Consider the following 19,538-nt stretch of genomic DNA (forward strand, 5'->3'; position numbering starts at 1 on the left):
CAGGCCGTCTCCGAGTTTGACGCCACGACCACGGGTCTGACCGTCAACGTCGAGGAGCTGTCGCGGAACGTGCCGATCGCGCGTGACGCCGGCGCCGTGGCCCTGCTGGCCCCGGGCGTCACGGCTTCGGACAATGCGTTCGGCGGCATCCCGACCATTGGCGGCTCTTCGGCCGGTGAGAACACCTACTTCATCAACGGCCTGAACATCACGAAATTCCGTGAGTTCACAGGTTCGTCGACCGTTCCGTTCGAATTCTATCAGACGCTCGAAACCAAGACCGGCGGCTATTCGTCGGAATTCGGTCGCGGCACCGGCGGCGTGCTGAACGGCACGACCAAGTCGGGCGGCAACGAGTGGGAGTTCGGCATCACCGCCTACTGGGAGCCCGATACGCTGCGTTCGGACTCGCCGGACACCTATCTGGCCCAGAACCACTTCGACGAAGTCAACTCGTCGGACATCATCGTCGACTTCGGCGGCCCGATCATCCCGGACCGCCTGTTCATCTTCGGCCTGGTCGACTTCCGCGACCGGGAGTTCCTCAACATCGGTGCCCCGACGGTCGATCCGGCGTTCGGTGCCGGTGCCAACGGCGCCCGTGTGACGTCGGACGATCCGTTCTACGGCGCCAAGGTCGACTATCTGATCAATGACGACCACCGTCTGGAGTTCACCTATTTCTCGGACGAGCAGACGCAAGAGACGAACAGCATCTTCGTCAACACCAGCGGGAACTACGTCGGTGAGTTCACGCCTTCGAGTTTCAAATTCGGGGGTGAAAACTGGATCGCCCGCTACACCGGCATCTGGACCGACTGGCTGACGACCTCGGTGGCCTACGGTGTGAACCAGTACAACGAAGCCCGGACGTCGCCCGGCGACGACTGTGCCTACATCTCCTCGACCCGGCCGGGTGACCCCCGTCGGGGATGCTGGGGCTCGCTGACCAGTCAGGTGGCGCTGAACGATGACCAGCGCACGGTTTTCCGGGCCGATGTCGACATCTACGCCGACTTCCTGGGGTCGCACCACTTCCGCCTCGGTATCGATAACGAGACGCTCGAATCCTATCAGGAGCTCGACTACTCCGGCTCTGGCTACAGCTACTGCCGCCCCGGCGGATTCACGCCGACAATTACCTGCACGGGCGACGTGACCGGTGGTATCTGGTACCGCTATCAGAACCACTTCAGCGCGACGAACTTCCCGGCCGGCCGGCCTGATCTGGAAGGCTCGCCACGCCGCGTCCGCATCCGTGCCTACGACAACGATGGCGGCTGGAAGTCGACGCAGAATGCGTTCTACATCCAGGACTCCTGGCAGGTGACGGACCAGTTGACCCTGAACCTGGGCATCCGGAACGAGGGCTTCGAGAACGAAAACCTCGCCGGCGTGGCCTTCGTGGACCTGCAGGACCAGTGGGCGCCGCGTCTGGGATTCACCTACGACGTCACCGGCGATCGAACCTCCAAGCTGTTCGGCTTCTATGGCCGCTATTTCCTGCCGGTGGCCGTGAACACCAACCAGCGCCTGGCCGGAGCCGAGTTCTTTATCTCGGACACCTGGAACCTCGACCTGACGGGCGGGCCGAACGACGCCAACGCGGACGGCATCGACGATACCACCGGCGAGCCCATTCTCGGGACCTGGGCCGGCGCCAGCACCTTCGCTGACGGCTCCCTGAAGCCGATCGCCACCCAGGTCGACAAGGACCTGGACCCCATGTACGTCGACGAATTCATCCTCGGCTATCAGCAGGAGCTCTGGGACGGCTGGACCGTGGGTGTCACCGGCACCTATCGCGAACTGGGCAAGGCGATTGACGACGTCGCGATCGACGCTGCCGTGCTGGCCTATTGCGACACCGCAACCGACCTGGACTCGTCGATCTGCTACAACGTCTGGTACGGCTTCCACCAGTATGTGCTGACCAATCCGGGCGAGGACATGGTCATCACCCTGTCGGGTGCCGACCTGACCGCTGCGGATGCCGGCCCGGGCGGTCTGGGCCGCACCTTCGATGATCGCGAGATCACCCTGTCGGCGGCCGATCTCGGCTATCCGACGCCGGACCGGACCTACCGGGCGGTGGAAGTGTCGATGGAGAAATCCTTCGACGGTATCTGGGGCGCCCGGTTCAGCTACGTCTGGTCGGAAAGCGAAGGCAACTACGAAGGCGCTCTGAAGTCGGACAACGGCCAGACCGACCCGGGGCTGTCGCAGGACTTCGACCAGCCGGGTCTGACGGACAATGCCTACGGCCTGTTGCCGAACCACCGCGCGCACACCTTCAAGGCGTACGGCAACTGGCAGGTCTCGCCGGCCTTTAACATCGGGGCCAACCTGATCATCCAGTCGCCGCGCAAGTTCGGCTGTATCGGTGAACATGCGACCGATGACTTTGCCTATCAGTACGCCAACGCGTCCTGGTTCTGTGATCTGGACGGCAACGGCACGCTCGAGCCTTCGCCGCGCGGTTCGCAGTTCGAGAGCGACTGGTTGAAGAACCTGGACCTGACGTTCGCTTTCAACCTGTCGGAAGTCTTCACCATTCCCGGTGACTCCCTGGTTCTGCGGGCCGACGTGTTCAACGTCTTCGGCTTCGAAGCCGAGACGGACTACAACGAGTACGGAACCCTGGGTGACATCACGGGAACTGGCTTCATCGGGGTGGATCCGAATCTGCCCTCGACCCTCAACCCGAACTACGGGCGTCCGACGTCCTATCAGGCCCCGCGTTCGGTTCGGCTGAGCCTGGCCTACCGCTTCTAAAGCAGGGACAGGCGAAAAACTGGGGCGGCGGACCGGGAGGTCCGCCGCCCTTCTTCTTTGGACGCAGGCGTGCGCCGGGCCGATGCAGCGCCGGGTGGGATCGCCTAGTCGTTGCGCCTTCTGTGCAGGGGGAGGTGGTCCCGCAGACGCTCGACATAGCTGCGACCCACTTCGACCCTTGCCCCTGACTCAAGCACCAGCACCAGCTGGTTTCGGCGGGACCGTTCGACTTCGGTGATGGCCGCGGGCCGAACGAAGTAGGACCTGTGCACGCGCGTCAGCTCCAGCGGGTCGAGCCGGCGCTCAAGATCGCTCATCCGGGCACGCAGGATGTCGGTACGCGTGGCCGTGTGAAGGAGGACGTAGTCTCTCGCTGCCTCGATCCAGACAATCTCTGACGTGCCCAGCCTTTTCATGCCGCGGGCCGTCGGTATCCACAGCTCGCGCTCGTAGGGATCGGGTTCAGCCGTCTCCGGAGATGCTGCTGGAGGCGATTGGTCGGGGACTGGCCCCCGTAGCCGACGCCGGGCGCGGTCGATGGTCTCCTGCAGGCGCCGCGCATTGAATGGTTTCAACAGGTAGTCGAGCGCGTCGAGCTCAAAGGCACTGAGCGCAAAATCGGAATAGGCGGTCAGGAAGGCGAACAGCGGCGGCGAGGGGGACTGGGCCACTGTGCGGGCCACATCGAGCCCCGTCAGTCGGGGCATGGCAATGTCCAGAATGGCCAGATCCGGCTTGTGCTGCAGAATGAGGTCCAGCGCCTCATCGCCGGATCTCGCCGCGCCGACGATAGAGATGTCGTCAAACCGACCGAGCGCCAAGGTCAGCGCTTCGAGTGCAAACGGCTCGTCCTCTGCGATGACGATGTTCACCTCGCCGCTCCCTCCCGTGTGATTTCGGGCAGATCAAGGGTGACGCAAAAGCCGTGAGGGGTGGGCCCCGCGACGAGAGCCGCAGCGTCACTGTACAGGGCGCGAAGCCGGTCCCTCACATTGGCAAGACCAATCCCCAGGCCGGGCGCGGCGGTCGTAACCGGACTGGGGTCCTCGCATCGATCGAGGACAGTCAGCCTCAAACCGGCCGGCCGACGCTCGGCCCGGATAACCACATCGGTGGTCGATGTGTTGCGCGCCACGCCATGCTTCACGGCGTTCTCCACCAGGGGCTGGAGGATGAAGTTCGGCACCAGGAAATCAGCCTCATCGGCGCCCGCTTCGACGACAACGTTCAGGCGCTCCTGAAACCGGACCGCCTCGACGGCCAGATATTCCTCGGCCAGTTCGATCTCGGCTCTCAACTCGGAAAACTCGTGCGGTGACGTGTCCGTAACGCCGCGGACGAACCGACTGAGACGGTGGACCATCTCTTCGGCGTCGTTCTTTCGATCAAGAGCGATCAGCGAGGCCACGGCGTTCAGGGCATTGAAGACAAAATGGGGATTGATCTGCAGCCGAAGCGCCATCAACTGGGCCCGGCTGGCGCGGCTTTCGGCCATGGCCAACCGCTCCCTGCGATCGCTGTCGCGACGGACCAGATCGAGCAGCACGCCAAAGCAGAACACCAGGCCGTAGATGAAGACGAAGGAAATGAAGTTCATCGCCATCAGACGACCGAAGGATCCCAGGGGACGGCCGAAGATCCACGGCTCTATGGCGACGCTCGCGAAGGCGTGAAACAGGCCGAGCGCGACTGCCGTGCCGGCGAGCCGGGCCCCCATCGTCAGGTCGATTGACCGTGCCCGTCGCACCAAAGGGCCGAGGGCGAACTGCCAGGCGGTCGCGCAAAGGACAAGGCCGATAATCGAGCAGATCGCCGTGTAGGCGATCAACCCGGGCGTGGTCGTATTCCAGTTGCTGGAGAAGATCAGCACATAGGCGAGACAATAGAGCCCCCACAGTGTGAGGTTCAGCCCCTGTATGGCGATTGTCTCGATCTTCAAGTCGGCTCCGGGACGGTCTCGAGTCTGCCCCACCTATAGCGCCGTTTGATGTCGTGAGCGTTCCTTTCGTCGCGACTGAAGCGCGGTTGGTCGCAATGCCGGCGTGGCGGGGTCGTTTCGTCGAATGTTGGCTGCAACGAGGGGGCACTGGCCCGATCAGCCGTCGGATTGACGGGCGTTCGCCACGAACGCGATGGGCGGATGGCCGCAGGAAAGCCGATGAGGGGTCGAACCCGGATCACAATCCACCTGGACACTGGCCACCTGGACAATGGTGATCATGCCGGGGCAGCAGAGATCGAGCGTCGCGTCTCTCGACTGGTGTCGGAAATCAACCGGGACTGCGCCCCCGTAGCGTGCCGATACAGTCGCGCGGTCGAGCCTTCCGTTGACTATTCGAGGACCGGGGGCCCGACAGTCCCGGCCAATCGGGAGCGCGTTCTGGGGGCGCTCGCTTTGGCACGACGGGTTTTGCCCAGGGCCTCTATCAACGCGATGCTGGTTTTTCTCCACGTCTGCGAGCGGGAAGGGCTCAGCATGCGTGAACTGAGGTATCTGACGGGTATGAGCGATCCCATGATTTCGCGCACATCGCGCGGGCTCGTCAGCCGCAGCGCGCCGGGGGCCCTGGCACCCGCTCTCGGCTGGCTGGATGTTCGGGTCGATCCCGCCGACCGCCGAAGTCGCACCCTGCATCTTACCGCCCTGGGCGCCGAACTGCGGGATCGGCTGGACGATTGCGGCTGTGCGGCCGGTGAAATCGGGCAGGCACAAAACGATCCCGGGGCGGACAGGCCGGACTCCCCGGACGTGGCGGACCCGTCAGTCGATGCGAAGTCCGCCGCGATAATCGATGTAGTCCCGGTGCTCGACAACCATTCCGTCTGAAAGGGTCACGATTGTCACGGCAGGATAGCGATAACGCACCGGGCCGTCGGGGCCATCCACCTCGGTCAGGACGTCGCCGACGAAGACCACCCTGTCCGCAGCCTCAAATATGGAGGAAAGCTCGTAGTCGATGTGGCGGAGCGAGGCTTCACGCCACCCGCGTATGCCGGCCAGAATCGCGTCCCGTCCTTCCCAGTTGAATGGATCAGGCAGGATCAGCGAGGTCTCATCGACGAAGCGGGCATCCTCCGCATAGATCCGCGACAGGGCATCGACGTCCAGATCTCCGTAGGTGTCGAGGTAGGCCACCGCGGAGGCAATGGTAGCGGCGTTGCCGCTCTCATCCGGGGACTGGGCCAGGGCCGGCGTCGCGGCAATCCAGCCGAGCAGGATGACCAGTCGCGATACATATCTGAGCATGGAAGGTCCCCGGAGCGTAGTTGAGGTCACTTTTGAGCGGCGTGTTCCGAGTGAATACAATAAATAATACAGTAGGAATAGGTCCGTACGTGGTTGTGGAACATACTTGCAGCCTTGCAAGAAATATACGCGTCCAGAATGTCGGGGTTGCCGGTCGTAACTCGTGGCCAAGTTGCATGACGTCGTCGATATGATGCGGCCATAATGACGGTAAATGGGGCGGATTATTAAATAACGGGTGCGCCGTAGGGGTAAGATTACAGGAGATTCACTTGGCGAGCGCGCACGCCATCATATGGTGCGGAACGCACTAATGATTGGCGCCCTGATCGCCGCAACGCCCCAGGAGAGACTCTGATGATGCGCAACTCCCTCGCCGCCGCGCTGGCGGCAATGACGCTGGCAGCAGGGAGCGGCGTCGGCCCCGTTCTGGCTCAGTCCGCGCCGGTTCCGGCCGGGCATCAGCCGTCTGACCAGGCCGAGCAGATCGCCCGACGGTACGTATCCGCCTATTCCGAAGCCGACTGGGACACGATGTCGGCGCTGATGTCGGACGACTTTGTGTTTGCGGACCGGACCAGTCCCGAACTGGGGGGGCAGGAATTCGACAAGGAGGGCACCCTGGCGATGTTCCGCCAGTACGAGACACAGGGGCGCATCGTGGGCCTGTTTCTCGACTTTCCGCGCGTCTTCTCCAGCAATGGCGTGGTCGTTTTTTCCGGCCACGTGAACGCCTTGAGCCGGACGTCCGATCCCGACTACGGGATCCGGTGGCGGGCCGAGCAGGTTCTGATTTTGACCGTTCGTGACGGTCAGGTGGTCCGGCACGACGACTTTGCCAACTACGCGGCACCCGTGATCTCGCGCGAGCGGCTGGAGGCTGACCAGTGAAGGCCGGCACACTGCGTAGCCGCCTGCTGGCGACAGCCTTCGGCGCCATGACGCTCGCAGCCCAGGCCGCCTGCATCTCGACCGCGCAGGCCCAGGACCGAGCTGTCGAAGCCCCCTCCTCCGCAGGGGTGCTGGTTTTTACGCCGGAGGATTTTGCCTGGGCGCGCCCTAACACCGCTCTCGATATGGCGACCCGAATCCCGGGTTTTGCTGTGGACGACGGGGACCAGTTGCGCGGTTTTTCCGGGGCAGCCGGCAATCTGCTGATCAATGGGCGTCGGCCGGCAACCAAGGGCGAGAGCGGCTCGTCTGCGCTGGCCAGAATTCCCGCCGACCAGGTGGTGAGGATAGAGCTGATCCGCGGCGGGGCGCCCGGCATCGATATGCAGGGGTTCAGCGCCGTCGTGAACGTGGTGGTGTCCCGCGACTCCGCCGAGCTTCAGCAGACCCTTCAGTACAGTGTTACAGCCTTCGAAAATGCCGACACCCTGCATGGTGCCCGCTACGAAGCCGAACTGCGTCGGGGTGACCATGTGTTCAGCGCCCTGGTCGTCGACGATGTCTCCTACAGTGACGATCAGGGGGTCGCACAGGTCACGCGCATTGACGCGAACGACGCCGTGACGACCGCGCAGGAGACGACACAGTTCGGGGGTGGCTCCAGCTATCTTCAGCTGGGCTACGGGGGCCCCCTTGCAGGCGGCCGGATCGAGTCGACAGCGAAGTACGTCGTCTATGACTTCACCTCCCGCACGGATGCGGTCGCGCCGGACCGGCAGGGTCTCAGCCTGTCGGTTCAGGACGGATCCGAGTACGAGGCGGGACTGACCTTCACGCGCCCTCTGGCCGGCCCCTGGGGCCTCGAGGCGCGGCTTATTCACTCATCGTCGGACGAGGATGGCCTGGCCCTGGACGAAGGGGTGACAGGGGGCGTCAGCGACCCCATCCAGCGCTTCGACTATCTCCGCTCTGCATCGGAGACGATCGCTCGCACCGTTGTGCGCCGCGAGCGGGGCGACGGCGTGGGCTGGGAGTTCGGCGGAGAGGTCGCCCTGAACACCCTGGACAGCGCCCAGAGCTTCGAGGTCGGGGGCGTCGCCGTACCGCTGCCGTCAGCCTCGATCAATGTGGAGGAGGTTCGGGGCGAAGTCTTTGCGAGCGCGAACTGGAATCCGCGGCCCGATCTGAGCGTCGAGGGTGGCGCGCGGATCGAGACGTCGCGGTTGAGGCAGAGCGGGGATGCGAGCGCGGAAACACGCCTCACCTATGTGAAACCGCGATTGCTGGCGACCTGGACCCCTCAGCCTGGAAACCAGTGGCAGTTCCGCTTTGAGCGGGAGGTGGGCCAGCTCGACTTCAACGACTTCGCCGCGTCGGTCGACCTGGCAAATGACGATGCTTTTGGCGGCAATGTCGACCTCCGTCCGGAAACGCGCTGGGTAGCCGAGGCCGGATGGGAGCGACGCTTCATGGAGACCGGGGCCCTGACCGCCACGTTCCGCCATAGTGCCGTCTCGGACGTCATCGACATCATCCCGGTCGGGCCGCAGCTGTCGGGCGTCGGAAATATCGGTGACGGCAGATCGACGGAGATCGAGGCCTCCCTCAGTCTGCCGCGGGGGTTCCTGGGCCTGACCGGCGGCCGCATACGGATAGACGCGCGTCGCCAGTGGACCTCGGTCACCGATCCGACCACCGGCCAGAGCCGCCCGTTTTCCTACAGGTCGCCCTGGGCGGGATCCTTCGACTTCGAGCAGGATATTTCCCGCTGGAAAGCGCTCTGGGGGTTCACCTACCATTTCGATGAGCGCAGGACCCAGTACGACCCGGATGCCACAAGAACCCTCAACACGGACGGCTATCTGTCGGCCTTCGTGGAGTACAAGCCTGATCCTTCGCTCTCTGTTCGCCTGACGGTCTCCAGCTGGCTGTCGATCAACACCGAGCGCACACTCTACGCGGACCGCGCAACCCGCAATGTCGCCCTGGTCGAGCGTCGTGACGTCGACACGGACACGGTTTTCAGGTTGCAGCTTCGCAAGGCGCTCTAGCAACCGCCCGCCAAGGCCGTGGCCTGCCGGACGGGCATGACCACGGTCGGCCGGGCAAGGCCTTGGCGGCCGCTATCGGAGCGTGGGGAGCAGGAATTTACCGGGATGGGGCCAGACCTCATGCTCCGGTCGATCAAACTGAAGCAGTTCGATCAGGGCATTCCCGTCCCGGATGAACGCCGTGGTCACACCCACGGAAGGCGTGGCGGGTTCCAGCACGACCTGCCGCCCCTTGAGCGCCGAATGGAGATCATCGACGACGTAGGCCACGTGGATCTGCTCCTTGATGAGCCGAGGCAGGGTGTTGTCGTCGTCGAACCTCATCCACTCAATGGCATACGGGGCATCGAAATAGCCCAGGGCATGCATTCTGAGTTCAGGAACATGGACCATTCCCGGCATCACATCCGGGACCGGGATGCCGATATGGTGGAACGTCAAACGCTGCGCTGAAGCGGCCGGGTCAGGGGTCATGGGCGTCCTCTCCTGCGATGCCGAAAGGGAAGCGGACCGGGACAGTCGTCTTGCGATTAGCCCAGCCTCCGGATCGACGTGTGGCGTTTGCCGACCGGCCCAACCGAACGGCGCCGTCGTGGTCACGCCCGGCTTCGCGCCCAGTGCCTGATCCTGTTGGAAAAGAACGACACTGTTCCGATGCCTATCATGCTGCGGACCCCTGGTTCAGCCTCGACGGTTGCTGTGTGTCGCTCTGCGGGCGTCGCTCGTCGCAAAGGCTGGAACGTGGCGGTTCGACCAAACCGGCGCGGGCCGCGTGCTCCGGTGGTGATCCGTCACCGTTGTCGCCAGGGTTCGCCCGCCCTATAGGCTGGCGGCACAGGGCAGACACGGGAGGGCCGTCATATGATCGTTTCTCAGCAGCTGACCTCGCGTCCCTTGGGCCTTCGGCGGTGAGGAACGGCGTGTCGGCCGGAGACCTTACGGATCGAGAGAATGTGGTGATGTCGCTGGTCTGGGGCCACCAGCCGGTCACGGCCTACCGGATTCGCCGCTTCTTCGCCGAGTCGATCGTCACGCATTTCACCAACAGCACCGGCACCATCTACCCCATCATCCGCCGTCTGGTCGAGCGCGGCCTGCTCGTTTCGACCCCTGTTGCAGAGAGTGGGCGCGGGGCAGAAATGCTGACGTGCTCGCCGAAAGGGGAGGCGGCGATTGCGGCCTGGATCCGGCGTATCGACGGGGCGGAAATGGTCCTTGAGGACCCGATCCGCACCAAGATGTCCGCCATGGATGTCCTGCCGCTGGCCGAACGGCTGGCGTGGCTGCGGGATCTGCAGGCGGCCATGACTGCTGAGCTGATTGCCTTGCAGGCCTTCGCCGAGCGCAACAGCGACATGCCGTACCAGTTGCTGCTGCACGACAATGCGCGGTCAACGCTCGTCAGCCGGCTGGAATGGGTTTCGCGGGCCTTGATTCTGCTGACTCGTGACGAGCCGCCCCAGGTCTGACCCGCCTCGCTATCCATGCTGAGGGAGGTCCTGACGGAGATGACCGGTTGATTCAGCCGGCTATTGATACGAACTGACTATGCGAGCGACCTGGCTCCCGGGGCGCTCGAAACGACTTCAAAGGACCCATGATGACCGACACACTGCGGCTTTCCCACTGGATCAACGGCGAGCGCACGGCTGCCGACCTGTCCGGCGAAAGCCTGAACCCGTCGGACACGCGCGATGTGGTGGCCCGCATGCCGGTCGGCAGTGCGGCCGAGGTCGATCAGGCGGTCTCCGCCGCGAAGGCCGCCTTCGACGGTTGGGCCGGGGTGTCTCCCGAAGTGCGCTCGGACGTGCTGGACCGGGCAGGTTCGCTCGTCATGGAGCGGCGTGAGCACATCGGCCGGCTGCTGTCGCGCGAGGAGGGCAAGACCTTGGCAGAGGGGATCGGCGAGACAGCGCGTGCCGCCCGGGTTCTGAAGTACTTTGCCGGGGAGGCGCTTCGCCTGCATGGGCAGAACCTGGCGTCGATCCGCCCGGGCGTGGAGGTCCAGACCTATCGCCAGCCCATCGGCGTGTTCGGGCTGATCACCCCCTGGAATTTCCCGATTGCCATCCCGGCGTGGAAGATCGCGCCGGCCATCGCCTTCGGCAATACGGTCGTGATCAAGCCGGCCAGCCTGACACCTGCCACCGCCGAGGCTCTGATCGCTATCCTGCACGAAGCGGGTCTGCCGGACGGGGTGGTCAATATGGTCATCGGCGACGGCGATGTCGGGCGGGCCATCGTCGCGCATGATGATGTGGCCGGGATCAGCTTCACCGGCTCCCAGAAGGTCGGGGCGGGCGTGGCGGAAGGCGCCATGAAACGTCAGGCGCGCGTGCAACTCGAGATGGGCGGGAAAAATCCGCTGATCGTGCTCGACGACGCGGACCTCGATCGTGCGGTCCAGATCGCTCTCGATGGCTCCTTCTTCTCGACCGGCCAGAGATGCACGGCCTCCAGCCGCCTGATTGTCCAGGACGGCATCCACGATCGCTTCGTCGCGGCCCTCGTCGAACGGCTCAAGGGGCTGAAGGTGGGCGATGCGCTGGATCCCTCCACCAACATCGGCCCTGCGGTGAGCGAGGACCAGCGCGAGGTGAGCTATCGCTATATGGACGTCGCGCGCGGCGAGGGGGGGCGCATCATCACCGGCGGGGACCGGCCCCAACTGGACAAACCCGGCTGGTATGTCAGGCCGACCCTGATCACCGACACGGCGCCCGCCATGCGGATCAACAACGAGGAGGTCTTCGGCCCCGTCGCGTCGACCATCCGGGTGGCCTCCTATGAAGAGGCGCTCGACGTGGCGAACGGCGTCGAGTTCGGCCTGTCGGCGGGGATTGTGACGTCCAGTCTCAAATACGCGCGTGATTTCCAGCGTCGGGCGAAGGCCGGCATGACGATGGTCAATCTGCCGACTGCCGGCGTAGACTATCATGTCCCCTTCGGGGGCTCGAAAAAGTCATCCTATGGAGCCCGCGAGCAGGGCTTCGGCGCCGCCGACTTCTATACCCAGATCAAGACCAGCTATTCGGCAGGTTGAGGGGACGGACGCCGAACGCGTCCGGGACCTGAAAGGCCGGTGAGGCGAGGGGCGATTTCTGGCCACCGGTGGTAAACCGGACAGCGTCCCTGAGGCCGTCTATCTGAAGCGCCGCGCGAACTATTGCTGTAAAGGGATCGGGTGTCGTCACGCTCCAGGCTTGTTGCCGCATCCGCATTCGCCCTGACCCGCTGGCGTGCCCGGACGCTAGCGGATCGCGGGCGGCTGGAGCGCTATCAGGTCGCGCGTCTCAAGGCGCTGAAGGCGGATGTCAGCCGGACGATGGCCTACTACCGGCCTTTCAGGGATCAGCCATTCGAGGCATGGCCCGTGATCGAAAAGGCCGAAATGGCCGCGCATTTCGACCAGATGAATCTGGCGAGGATCGACGCCGCGACCGTCCGGGCCGCCATCGCTGCGGGACAGGAACGCGTCGGCGGTTTCGTTGTTGGACAGAGCACCGGGACCAGCGGCAACCGCGGCTATTATCTGATCAGCGACAGGGAGCGTTTCGTCTGGCTGGGGGTCATTCTGGCCAAGACCCTGCCGGACGCCCTGTGGCGGCGGCATCGGGTAGCGCTTGCGCTGCCGGGCCTGTCATCCCTGTACCGTTCGGCCAGCAGCGGCAGCCGGATCAGCCTGGGCTTCTTCGATCTGGGCGAGGGGGTGGAGGCCTGGGCCGATGACCTGACCGCCTTCGCGCCCGACACCATCGTGGCGCCGCCCAAGGTGCTGCGCTGGCTGTCGGAGCAGGGGCGCCTCTCGGCCCAAACGATTTTCAGCGGAGCCGAGGTGCTGGACCCCGTTGACCGCGAGATCATCGAGGCCGCCACCGGCCGCGTCGTATGCGAAATCTATATGGCGACCGAAGGCCTGTTCGGCGTCAGCTGCCCTCATGGCGTGTTGCACCTGGCCGAAGACGTCGTTCACTTCGAATGGAGCCGGCCGTCGCGGGACAGTGCGCTGCAATCGCCGATCGTCACCGACTTCACCCGCCGGACACAGGCGCTCGTGCGGTACCGCATGAATGACCTTCTGGAGCTCTCGGACCAGCCCTGCCGCTGCGGTTCGCCGTATCAGGCGGTGAAGCGGATCGAGGGGCGGGCCGACGACATGCTTCAGCTTGCGGGTGCCGGCGGCGCAGTACGGATCGTGACGCCGGACGTCGTGCGCAACGCCATCGTCGACAGCCACCCGTCGATTCGGGATTTCCGGCTTGTGCAGACCGGGCCGGCGACGATCCGTGTCTGGTTGGCGGCCGATGTTCCCGGCGAAGCCGAGGACCGGGTCAGGACCGGGCTGGGCGCCCGGCTCGCAGCACTCGGTGTTCTGCCGGAAATCATTGTGGCGCGGGGCTTCGACCTTCCGTTCGACCGCAAGCTCCGGCGCGTGCGCCGCGATTTCAGCTAGAGCGACATCTCCAGGCGGGTTTCCTCTTCGGGGCAGGGCAGTCCGTTGGCGTGCTGCCAGATCGGCCGGGCCAGCACATCCAGCGGACCGGTGGCGTACCGCTCGCGGGTCCGGTTGCGCTCCTGCAGGCGCAGCATGCGCCGGTCCTGTTGCAGCACAGGCCAGTGAAAGGCCTTGAGGGCCAGTTCCTTCACGATCGCCGGCAGCCAGCTGCGGGTGCTGGCGAAATGCGCCCAGGGCCGCGTCACGCCCACGTCGACCGGGGTAAAGACCACCACGATCGACAGCATCGCCCCGCGCGCGGACTCCAGACGCACCTCACCGATCGTCGGCGGCCACAGCCGACCGATGCTGCGCGCCCGCGACCCCTCCATCACGGCAGACAGCAAGGCGGTGTTGCGGCGATGCTCGAAATAGACGGCCTCGGCGCCCCACTCCCCGCTACGCACCGCGACGGAAACGGGATGCCGCCTGTCGGGCGGCCGGACCAGCCAGGGGTGGACGAAGTGCGGATGGGCGGGGTCGAGATGGTTCTCCAGCGCATCAAGCAGGCCCGCCTCCGAGGGTGCCAGCCGCCACCAGAACCGGTCCAGGTCCGCGTCGCGCATCGCATCCGGCAGCGTCGGGAAAGGCGGCGGCGTTTCCGCCAGACAGGTCCAGACCAGCCCCACCTCGACCCGAACGGGCAGAACGGAGGCGGACACGGACGGGCAAACGGCTGCGCCCGGCACCTCGATACATCGGCCTTCGCTGTCGAAGCGCCAGCCGTGATACGGGCAGGTGATCGCGCCGTTCGTCATCCTGCCGTGCGACAGGGGCGCGCCCCGGTGCGGGCAGCGGTCGCGCAGCACGGTGACGCGGTCCCCGGAGCGGAACAGGACCAGGGGCTGGCCCATCAGCCTGGCCGCATGCGGTCGCCTGGAGCTGATCTCATCCAGCGAGGCGACAGGGTGCCAGCCTTTGGCAATCGCGACGGGCCAATCCATCACCACCCCTCTTTCTGCATCAGCGGTACGGCGTAGCGCTCAAGCAGGTGCGAGAGCCCGCGCACCACGGCCCGTCGGCCGGGACCGAGATGGCCAGCATGGATCGCCATATATTCGATCACCCCGCGCGAACCCCGGTTGCGCTTGAACTCGCCCGCGCCGGCCGATCCATGAAGCGCCATCCCATGCTCCATCGCCCAGTCGGAATAGAGATAGCTGGCGATACGATAGAGGGCCTCATTCCGGGGCCGGGCGGTGTCATAGCCGACGACCGGCGGGGTCGCGACTCCGTTCCTGGCCCACACGCCGACCACAGCCATGATCCGCCCCGAGGGGTCCCGCGCGACCCGGTGATGCAGCAAACCGATCTCCTGGGTGAAGGCGATGAAGCGCGGGGTGAAGACCGGGTTGAGCCCTGAATATCGGCCCACATAGAGCATGTGGTAGAGCGCGGCGATGCGCTCGGCGTCGCCCGCGTTGATGGTCGTCAGATCCTCGACGGTCAGGCCCGACCGGACGAGCGCCCGACGATCCCGGACGGTGTGGTTGCGAGGCCGCCAATCGCGCGCGGGATAATCGACTACCCAGACCTGCCGCGACGGCAGCAGCAACCAGCCATCGGCCCGCGCCGCCTCAAGCAGCCTCGGGCTGGCCCAGGTGTCCAGCGAGCGCAGGATCAGGAAGTGATCGGGGAACCGGTCGGCGAGAAGCGCGCGCGCCCCGGCAAGACCGGCGCCGTCCCAGTCGCCGTGAAGGTTGGTGGACAGTAGCCAGTTGTCCAGATGAACCGCCCGATTGATCCGTACGGCGCGCAGCAGGCCGTCGAGCACCCCGATGGCGGTGCGGGCGGCGAGGCGGCCCCGCGTCATCCCCACCATGTCCATCTCTTCGCGGGCGTACAGAACATAGGCGCTGTGCGGGCTGGACACATAGCTCCGGCCATAGCCGCCGTCATCGACTGTGACCGGCAGACTGTGGTCGCCGAGGCGCATCAGCATCGGCCGCGATGTGGCGTTGGCGACCAGCGCCGGAGCGCCTTCGCGGGCCAGGGCGGCGGCGTAGCGGCCGGCGAGGGAGCCGTCCCGCGTCATCGCTTCGGCGTCCTCGATCAGATGCGGGGTCACGACATCACCTCGCCGTCCCATTCGATATCGGCGGTCGTGGCACCCGCAGGTGAGCGCGCCGATCGCAGCGCCTGGAGAGTGAAGCCGACCGCATCGGCCAGACACCCGACGGTCACGCCACTATTGCCTTCGCGGTCGATCACGTCGCACGACTTGTGCCAGTCCGCAGCCAAAGCCCCCGGTCGACCGGTCGCCAGTGCGGTCGGCAGGCCCAGCAAGGCCATGGCCGGCCCCATGTGCCGCAGCGTTCCGCATCGAGGTTCAGGACAGGCGACGCCCTCGACCACCGCCCGGGCGAGGGCAGGGTCGGCATCGAAGAGGTGCAGGCCGCTGACCGCACGCGGATTGCATTCTATGGGCCAGGTGATCCCGTCCGCATCGACGATGACATCCAGCGACAAATGGCCCGTCATGCCGGTCGCCGCGCCGATCCTCGCGCTGATCTCGCGGACGGCGGGCAGGGCCACGGCCTCGACCATGAAGGCGGCGGCGCGACCCGCCCGCCAGCGGGGGCGATAGGCGCCGAAGGATGAAACCCGACCTTCGTGCAGAGCAGCCCAGGAACAGTATTCCTCACCCCTTACGCGTCGCTGAGCCACCCACCGCCGTGGGGGCGAACGGTGGAGGCGGGAGATCTGACGGGCGGACGGCCCGATCACCGTCTGGGCGCCGAAGCGGGAGAACTCGGGCTTCAGCACCAGGTCCGGCAGGGGATGCGGCAGGTGGGCGGGATCATCGAGAAGGGCGGTTTCAGGCACGTCGATCCCGAGGCTGGCCGCAAACGCCGGAAAATCCGCCTTGGAATGCAACTTTCGCAGCAGGCCGAGGTCCGGTGCGAACAGGCGGTCGGCATAGCCGTCCCTGTGGGCGGCCTCCGACAGCCAGAACACTTCCTCGCAGGTGGGGATGATCCGGTCCGCACCGATCGCATCGACCAACTGGCGCATGGCTGAGCGGAAGGCGCTGAAGGCGTGGCGTGGCGGAGGCAGGCGATGCACCGGGAAGGCGGGTCGCAGGGCGCGGGCCGCATGAGCGGGCGCGCTGTCGGCCAGATGCACCTCATAGCCGGCGGCGCGGCAGGCGCGGGCGAGGTCCTGGGCGACGGGCGCGCGGGCACCGGTGATGAGAACCGTCCGGCTCATGCCTCCGCCTGCGCCTCAGCGGCCCGCTCGCGACAGTGGCTGGGTGTGAGGCGAATATCGGGGCTGCGGCTCCAGACCTGATGCAGGGCGTTCAGCGTCTTCCGGCCAGAGCCCGTGTCACCCAGGAAGGCCGTAGTCAGCCCCGGAGGCGGCATGTCCCGGCGTATGGCGTCAGATGACCAGGCAGCATCGGCCACAAGGAAATGCGGCCCCCGGCGCGCATCCTCGATCAGAAGGCCCCAATGGCCGGGGCAGTGACCCGGCAGCTCCACCGCCAGCAGCGATCCGTCGCCCAGCAGGTCTGCCCCTCGCTCGAATGGTGAGAGCCAGGACGGCAACGGCGTGGACGGGGCATCCTCGAAGAACCGGGCCCGGGCGGCTATGTCGGCGGGCAGGAGCGCGCGCAGGATGCCGCGGCGGGTGCTGGTCAGACGCCCCCCGCGCCCGACATCCTGCAACCCCGCCCGGGCACAATGAATCTGCGCATTGGGAAAGGCATGGATGCCCGCGACATGGTCGCCGTGGAAATGCGACAGCACGAGGTGCCGGACAGCCGTGGGCTCGTAGCCGAGCGCCGCGCACTGGCTGGCTGCATCCTGTCCCGGTGTGTGGCTCACCGGAGTGGCCCAGCGGTAGAGACGCTCCGGAAAGGGGCGGGTGGCCGCCATGAAGGCCGGGTCATAGCCGGTGTCGAACAGGACAGGGCCTTCGTCCGGATGGATGAGCAGCGTCGCCAGGGCGGGGAAGGCCACCGGCTGCCAGCGTCCGTCGCGGAGGGTCATGCACTCCGGATGACGGCAATGGCCGGTCAGCAGCGGGATCGCGTGAATCTCACGCATGGGTCGCCTCAGCCAGAGCCCATGCGACCGACTCCGCCGGCTGACGGCCGGGGTTCCAGCCAAGCGCTTCGCGGGCTGCGTTCATATCGAACGTCTGGGACCAGCCCAGCACCATGGCGACATAAGGAGTCAGGATTGGTTCGGGGCGGCCGGGCAGCCGCTGCGCCACGCCCTGGGCAAGGCCCGCGGACGCCAACGCCAGATGGGCGGGGATGTCGAAGATGCGGACCCGACGGCCCAGATGCGCGAAGACCAGCGCGGCCAGCTCGGCGACAGGCAGGGCGATCCCGCCCGAGATGTTGAACGCCCGTCCGCTCACCGCCTCGGCCCGCGTCTCGGCGGCGAGAAAGGCGTCGGCGGCGTCACGCGCGTCGGTGGGCTCTATCAGGGCGCGTCCGCCGCCGGGCAACGGCAGGACGCCCTTTCTCGCCGCGCGCAGCAGGCGAGGCAGAAGCACGGTGTCATGCGGGCCTATGATAGCGCGGGGGCGCAGGGCCACGGTCGCGAAACCTTCCCGCGCCGCACCCAGCGCCAGGCGCTCGGCGGCGTGCTTTGTCGCGGCATAGGCGTTGGCGAAACGATCGGGCAGGGGCGAGTGCTCGGTCAGGCCCAGCTGGTCCTGCGCCCGTGTGTAGATGGATGGCGTCGAGGCGAAGATGAAGCGGCGGCAGCCCGCCCTTTGCGCGGCTTCCAGCAGCCGCGCGGTCGCCTCGATATTGGCTGCCCGGAAATCCCTCTCGCAGCCCCACGGGGCCGACAGGGCCGCCAGATGGAATACGGTCTGCACGCCGTCGAGCAGCGGCTCCAGCGGATCGCATGTCAGGTCCGCAGGCAAGAAGCGCAGGTTCGGGTCGGCCATGGCGCCGCCGACCGTCGTGTTCCGCCCGGTCGCCCGAACGTCCCGCCCCCTGGACCGGAGCTGCGCCGTGAGGATCCGGCCGAAGCCGCCGGTCGCACCCGTCACCAGCGCCGGGCCGGTCACCATCGGATCACCGCGCCGCCCAGCGAGACCCCGGCCGAGGTGCCGATAATCAGGCCGTGCCGGCCCGGGTGCAGTAGCCCGCGCTGGCGCGCCACATGCCAGGCGAAGGGCAGGCTGGTGGCGATCTGATTGCCGATGTCGGCGAAGATGTCGACGACCTTTTCGTCACCGGACGGAATGGCGCGCTTCAGATGCTCGAGGCCGGCAGCGCTGGCCTGATGCGGAATGACGACGTCGAGGTCCGCAGGCGAGATACCGGCGGTGGACAGCAAGCCAGCGAGAAATCCGCCGAAGCGCCGACTTGTCGCCCTGAACACGCCGCGCCCCTCCATGTGGAATTTCGAATGGGCCATGAAGGCGTCGAAATCCTCATCAGGCCGAAGCCGCGTCCCGCCGGCCTCGAGCCGGCAGACGTCGGCGGCCTCCCCATAGGTGTTGAACCGGTACGCCAACCGCACATGTGGGCCGTTGGCCTCCAGCGCGAACGCCGCCGCGCCGTCGCCGAACAGCACCGAGGCCTCAGGGTCCGAAAAGTCGAGCGCCGCAGAGGCGATGTCGGCCGACACAATCAGCGCCCGTCGCCAGCGGCCGATGGAGAAGCCTGTCAGCACATGGTCCAGGGCCAGCAGGAACGACAGGCAGGTGGCATTGATGTCAAAGGCCGGAATGCCGCTGTCTCCCAGCCCCAGCCGACGCTGGATCAGCACCGAGGTTCCCGGAATGGGCTGTTCCATCACCCCGCAGGCCCCGAGGATGACATCCAGGGACGCCCGGTCCCATCCGGCTTCAGCCAGCGCGGCCTCCGCGGCCCATGCGCCCATTTGCGAACTGGTTTCGGCGGGCGAGGCCCATCGGCGCTCCCTCAGATGGAAGCTCGCGGCTGTGGAGCCTTCCGGCCGGTTCGTCAGGGCGTCGAGTTCGCGGGCGGTGACCACCCGCTGCGGCAGGTAAACGCCGCTGCCCGCGATTGCGAAGCTGTCTGATCGGTCACGTTCACCCGTCACGCGCAAGACTTAGCGGCGTGAACGCCCTCCGTATAGCCGGGTTC

16 protein-coding genes are annotated in these 19,538 nt (G+C 66.1%); 6 read left to right on the forward strand and 10 right to left on the reverse strand.

Annotated features, from left to right (window positions below; all coding sequences use genetic code 11):
* The coding region (locus LC068_RS11915; RefSeq protein WP_226637498.1) for a TonB-dependent receptor plug domain-containing protein at window positions 1-2,775 on the forward strand (2,775 nt) is incomplete at its 5' end.
* A 104-nt stretch (window positions 2,776-2,879) separates the two neighbouring features.
* On the opposite strand, the gene LC068_RS13890 is transcribed toward LC068_RS11915, so the two are convergent.
* From LC068_RS13890 to LC068_RS11930, 3 genes are all read right to left on the reverse strand, one after another.
* The gene (locus LC068_RS13890; RefSeq protein WP_226637499.1) at window positions 2,880-3,647 is read right to left on the reverse strand and encodes a LytR/AlgR family response regulator transcription factor; all 768 of its coding nucleotides are present in this window, start codon (window positions 3,645-3,647) and stop codon (window positions 2,880-2,882) included.
* Window positions 3,644-4,714, reverse strand: coding sequence for a sensor histidine kinase (locus LC068_RS11925; RefSeq protein ID WP_226637500.1), 1,071 nt, complete (start codon window positions 4,712-4,714; stop codon window positions 3,644-3,646). The genes LC068_RS13890 and LC068_RS11925 overlap by 4 nt, the downstream gene beginning before the upstream one ends.
* A gap of 822 nt (window positions 4,715-5,536) precedes the next feature.
* A complete protein-coding gene (locus LC068_RS11930) occupies window positions 5,537-6,022 on the reverse strand; it encodes a nuclear transport factor 2 family protein (protein WP_226637501.1) in 486 nt (161 codons plus the stop codon).
* Window positions 6,023-6,379: 357 nt separating this feature from the next.
* On the opposite strand from LC068_RS11930, the gene LC068_RS11935 reads away from it, so the two are divergent.
* A complete protein-coding gene (locus LC068_RS11935; RefSeq protein WP_226637502.1) occupies window positions 6,380-6,913 on the forward strand; it encodes a nuclear transport factor 2 family protein in 534 nt (177 codons plus the stop codon).
* Complete coding sequence (locus LC068_RS11940) at window positions 6,910-8,964, forward strand: TonB-dependent receptor plug domain-containing protein (protein ID WP_226637504.1); 2,055 nt, start codon at window positions 6,910-6,912, stop codon at window positions 8,962-8,964. The genes LC068_RS11935 and LC068_RS11940 overlap by 4 nt, the downstream gene beginning before the upstream one ends.
* 72 nt (window positions 8,965-9,036) lie before the next feature.
* Here LC068_RS11940 and LC068_RS11945 read toward each other — a convergent pair whose 3' ends face one another.
* Entirely contained in the window at window positions 9,037-9,438 is a 402-nt protein-coding gene (locus tag LC068_RS11945) for a VOC family protein (protein WP_226637506.1), read from the reverse strand.
* Window positions 9,439-9,923: 485 nt separating this feature from the next.
* Between LC068_RS11945 and LC068_RS13915 the strand changes: the two genes are divergently transcribed.
* From LC068_RS13915 to LC068_RS11960, 3 genes are all read left to right on the forward strand, one after another.
* On the forward strand, window positions 9,924-10,433 hold the full coding sequence (locus LC068_RS13915; protein WP_404825216.1) for a PadR family transcriptional regulator: 510 nt from the start codon (window positions 9,924-9,926) through the stop codon (window positions 10,431-10,433).
* A gap of 131 nt (window positions 10,434-10,564) precedes the next feature.
* On the forward strand, window positions 10,565-12,007 hold the full coding sequence (locus LC068_RS11955) for an aldehyde dehydrogenase family protein (protein ID WP_226637508.1): 1,443 nt from the start codon (window positions 10,565-10,567) through the stop codon (window positions 12,005-12,007).
* A 141-nt stretch (window positions 12,008-12,148) separates the two neighbouring features.
* Complete coding sequence (locus LC068_RS11960) at window positions 12,149-13,417, forward strand: F390 synthetase-related protein (RefSeq protein WP_226637509.1); 1,269 nt, start codon at window positions 12,149-12,151, stop codon at window positions 13,415-13,417.
* Here the strand turns inward: LC068_RS11960 and LC068_RS11965 are convergent.
* The 6 genes from LC068_RS11965 to LC068_RS11990 are packed head-to-tail and all read right to left on the reverse strand — an operon-like array spanning window position 13,414 to window position 19,494.
* Window positions 13,414-14,403 (reverse strand): aromatic ring-hydroxylating oxygenase subunit alpha, encoded by a 990-nt coding sequence (locus tag LC068_RS11965; RefSeq protein ID WP_226637510.1) that lies wholly within the window; start codon window positions 14,401-14,403, stop codon window positions 13,414-13,416. The two genes, LC068_RS11960 and LC068_RS11965, sit on opposite strands and share 4 nt — an antisense overlap.
* Window positions 14,403-15,527: a hypothetical protein gene (locus LC068_RS11970; protein WP_226637511.1), complete on the reverse strand. Its 1,125-nt coding sequence runs from the start codon at window positions 15,525-15,527 to the stop codon at window positions 14,403-14,405. The genes LC068_RS11965 and LC068_RS11970 overlap by 1 nt, the downstream gene beginning before the upstream one ends.
* Entirely contained in the window at window positions 15,524-16,669 is a 1,146-nt protein-coding gene (locus LC068_RS11975; RefSeq protein WP_226637513.1) for an ATP-grasp domain-containing protein, read from the reverse strand. The genes LC068_RS11970 and LC068_RS11975 overlap by 4 nt, the downstream gene beginning before the upstream one ends.
* Window positions 16,666-17,508: an MBL fold metallo-hydrolase gene (locus tag LC068_RS11980; RefSeq protein ID WP_226637514.1), complete on the reverse strand. Its 843-nt coding sequence runs from the start codon at window positions 17,506-17,508 to the stop codon at window positions 16,666-16,668. Before LC068_RS11980 ends, LC068_RS11975 begins: the two co-directional genes overlap by 4 nt.
* The gene (locus LC068_RS11985) at window positions 17,501-18,493 is read right to left on the reverse strand and encodes an NAD-dependent epimerase/dehydratase family protein (protein WP_226637515.1); all 993 of its coding nucleotides are present in this window, start codon (window positions 18,491-18,493) and stop codon (window positions 17,501-17,503) included. Before LC068_RS11985 ends, LC068_RS11980 begins: the two co-directional genes overlap by 8 nt.
* Window positions 18,487-19,494 carry a 3-oxoacyl-[acyl-carrier-protein] synthase III C-terminal domain-containing protein gene (locus LC068_RS11990; protein WP_226637516.1) on the reverse strand — a complete coding sequence of 336 codons (1,008 nt, stop codon included), beginning with the start codon at window positions 19,492-19,494 and terminating at the stop codon, window positions 18,487-18,489. Before LC068_RS11990 ends, LC068_RS11985 begins: the two co-directional genes overlap by 7 nt.
* Between the last annotated feature and the right edge of the window lie 44 nt (window positions 19,495-19,538).

The sequence above is a fragment of the Brevundimonas poindexterae genome (assembly GCF_020524625.1).
Taxonomy (GTDB): domain Bacteria; phylum Pseudomonadota; class Alphaproteobacteria; order Caulobacterales; family Caulobacteraceae; genus Brevundimonas; species Brevundimonas poindexterae_A.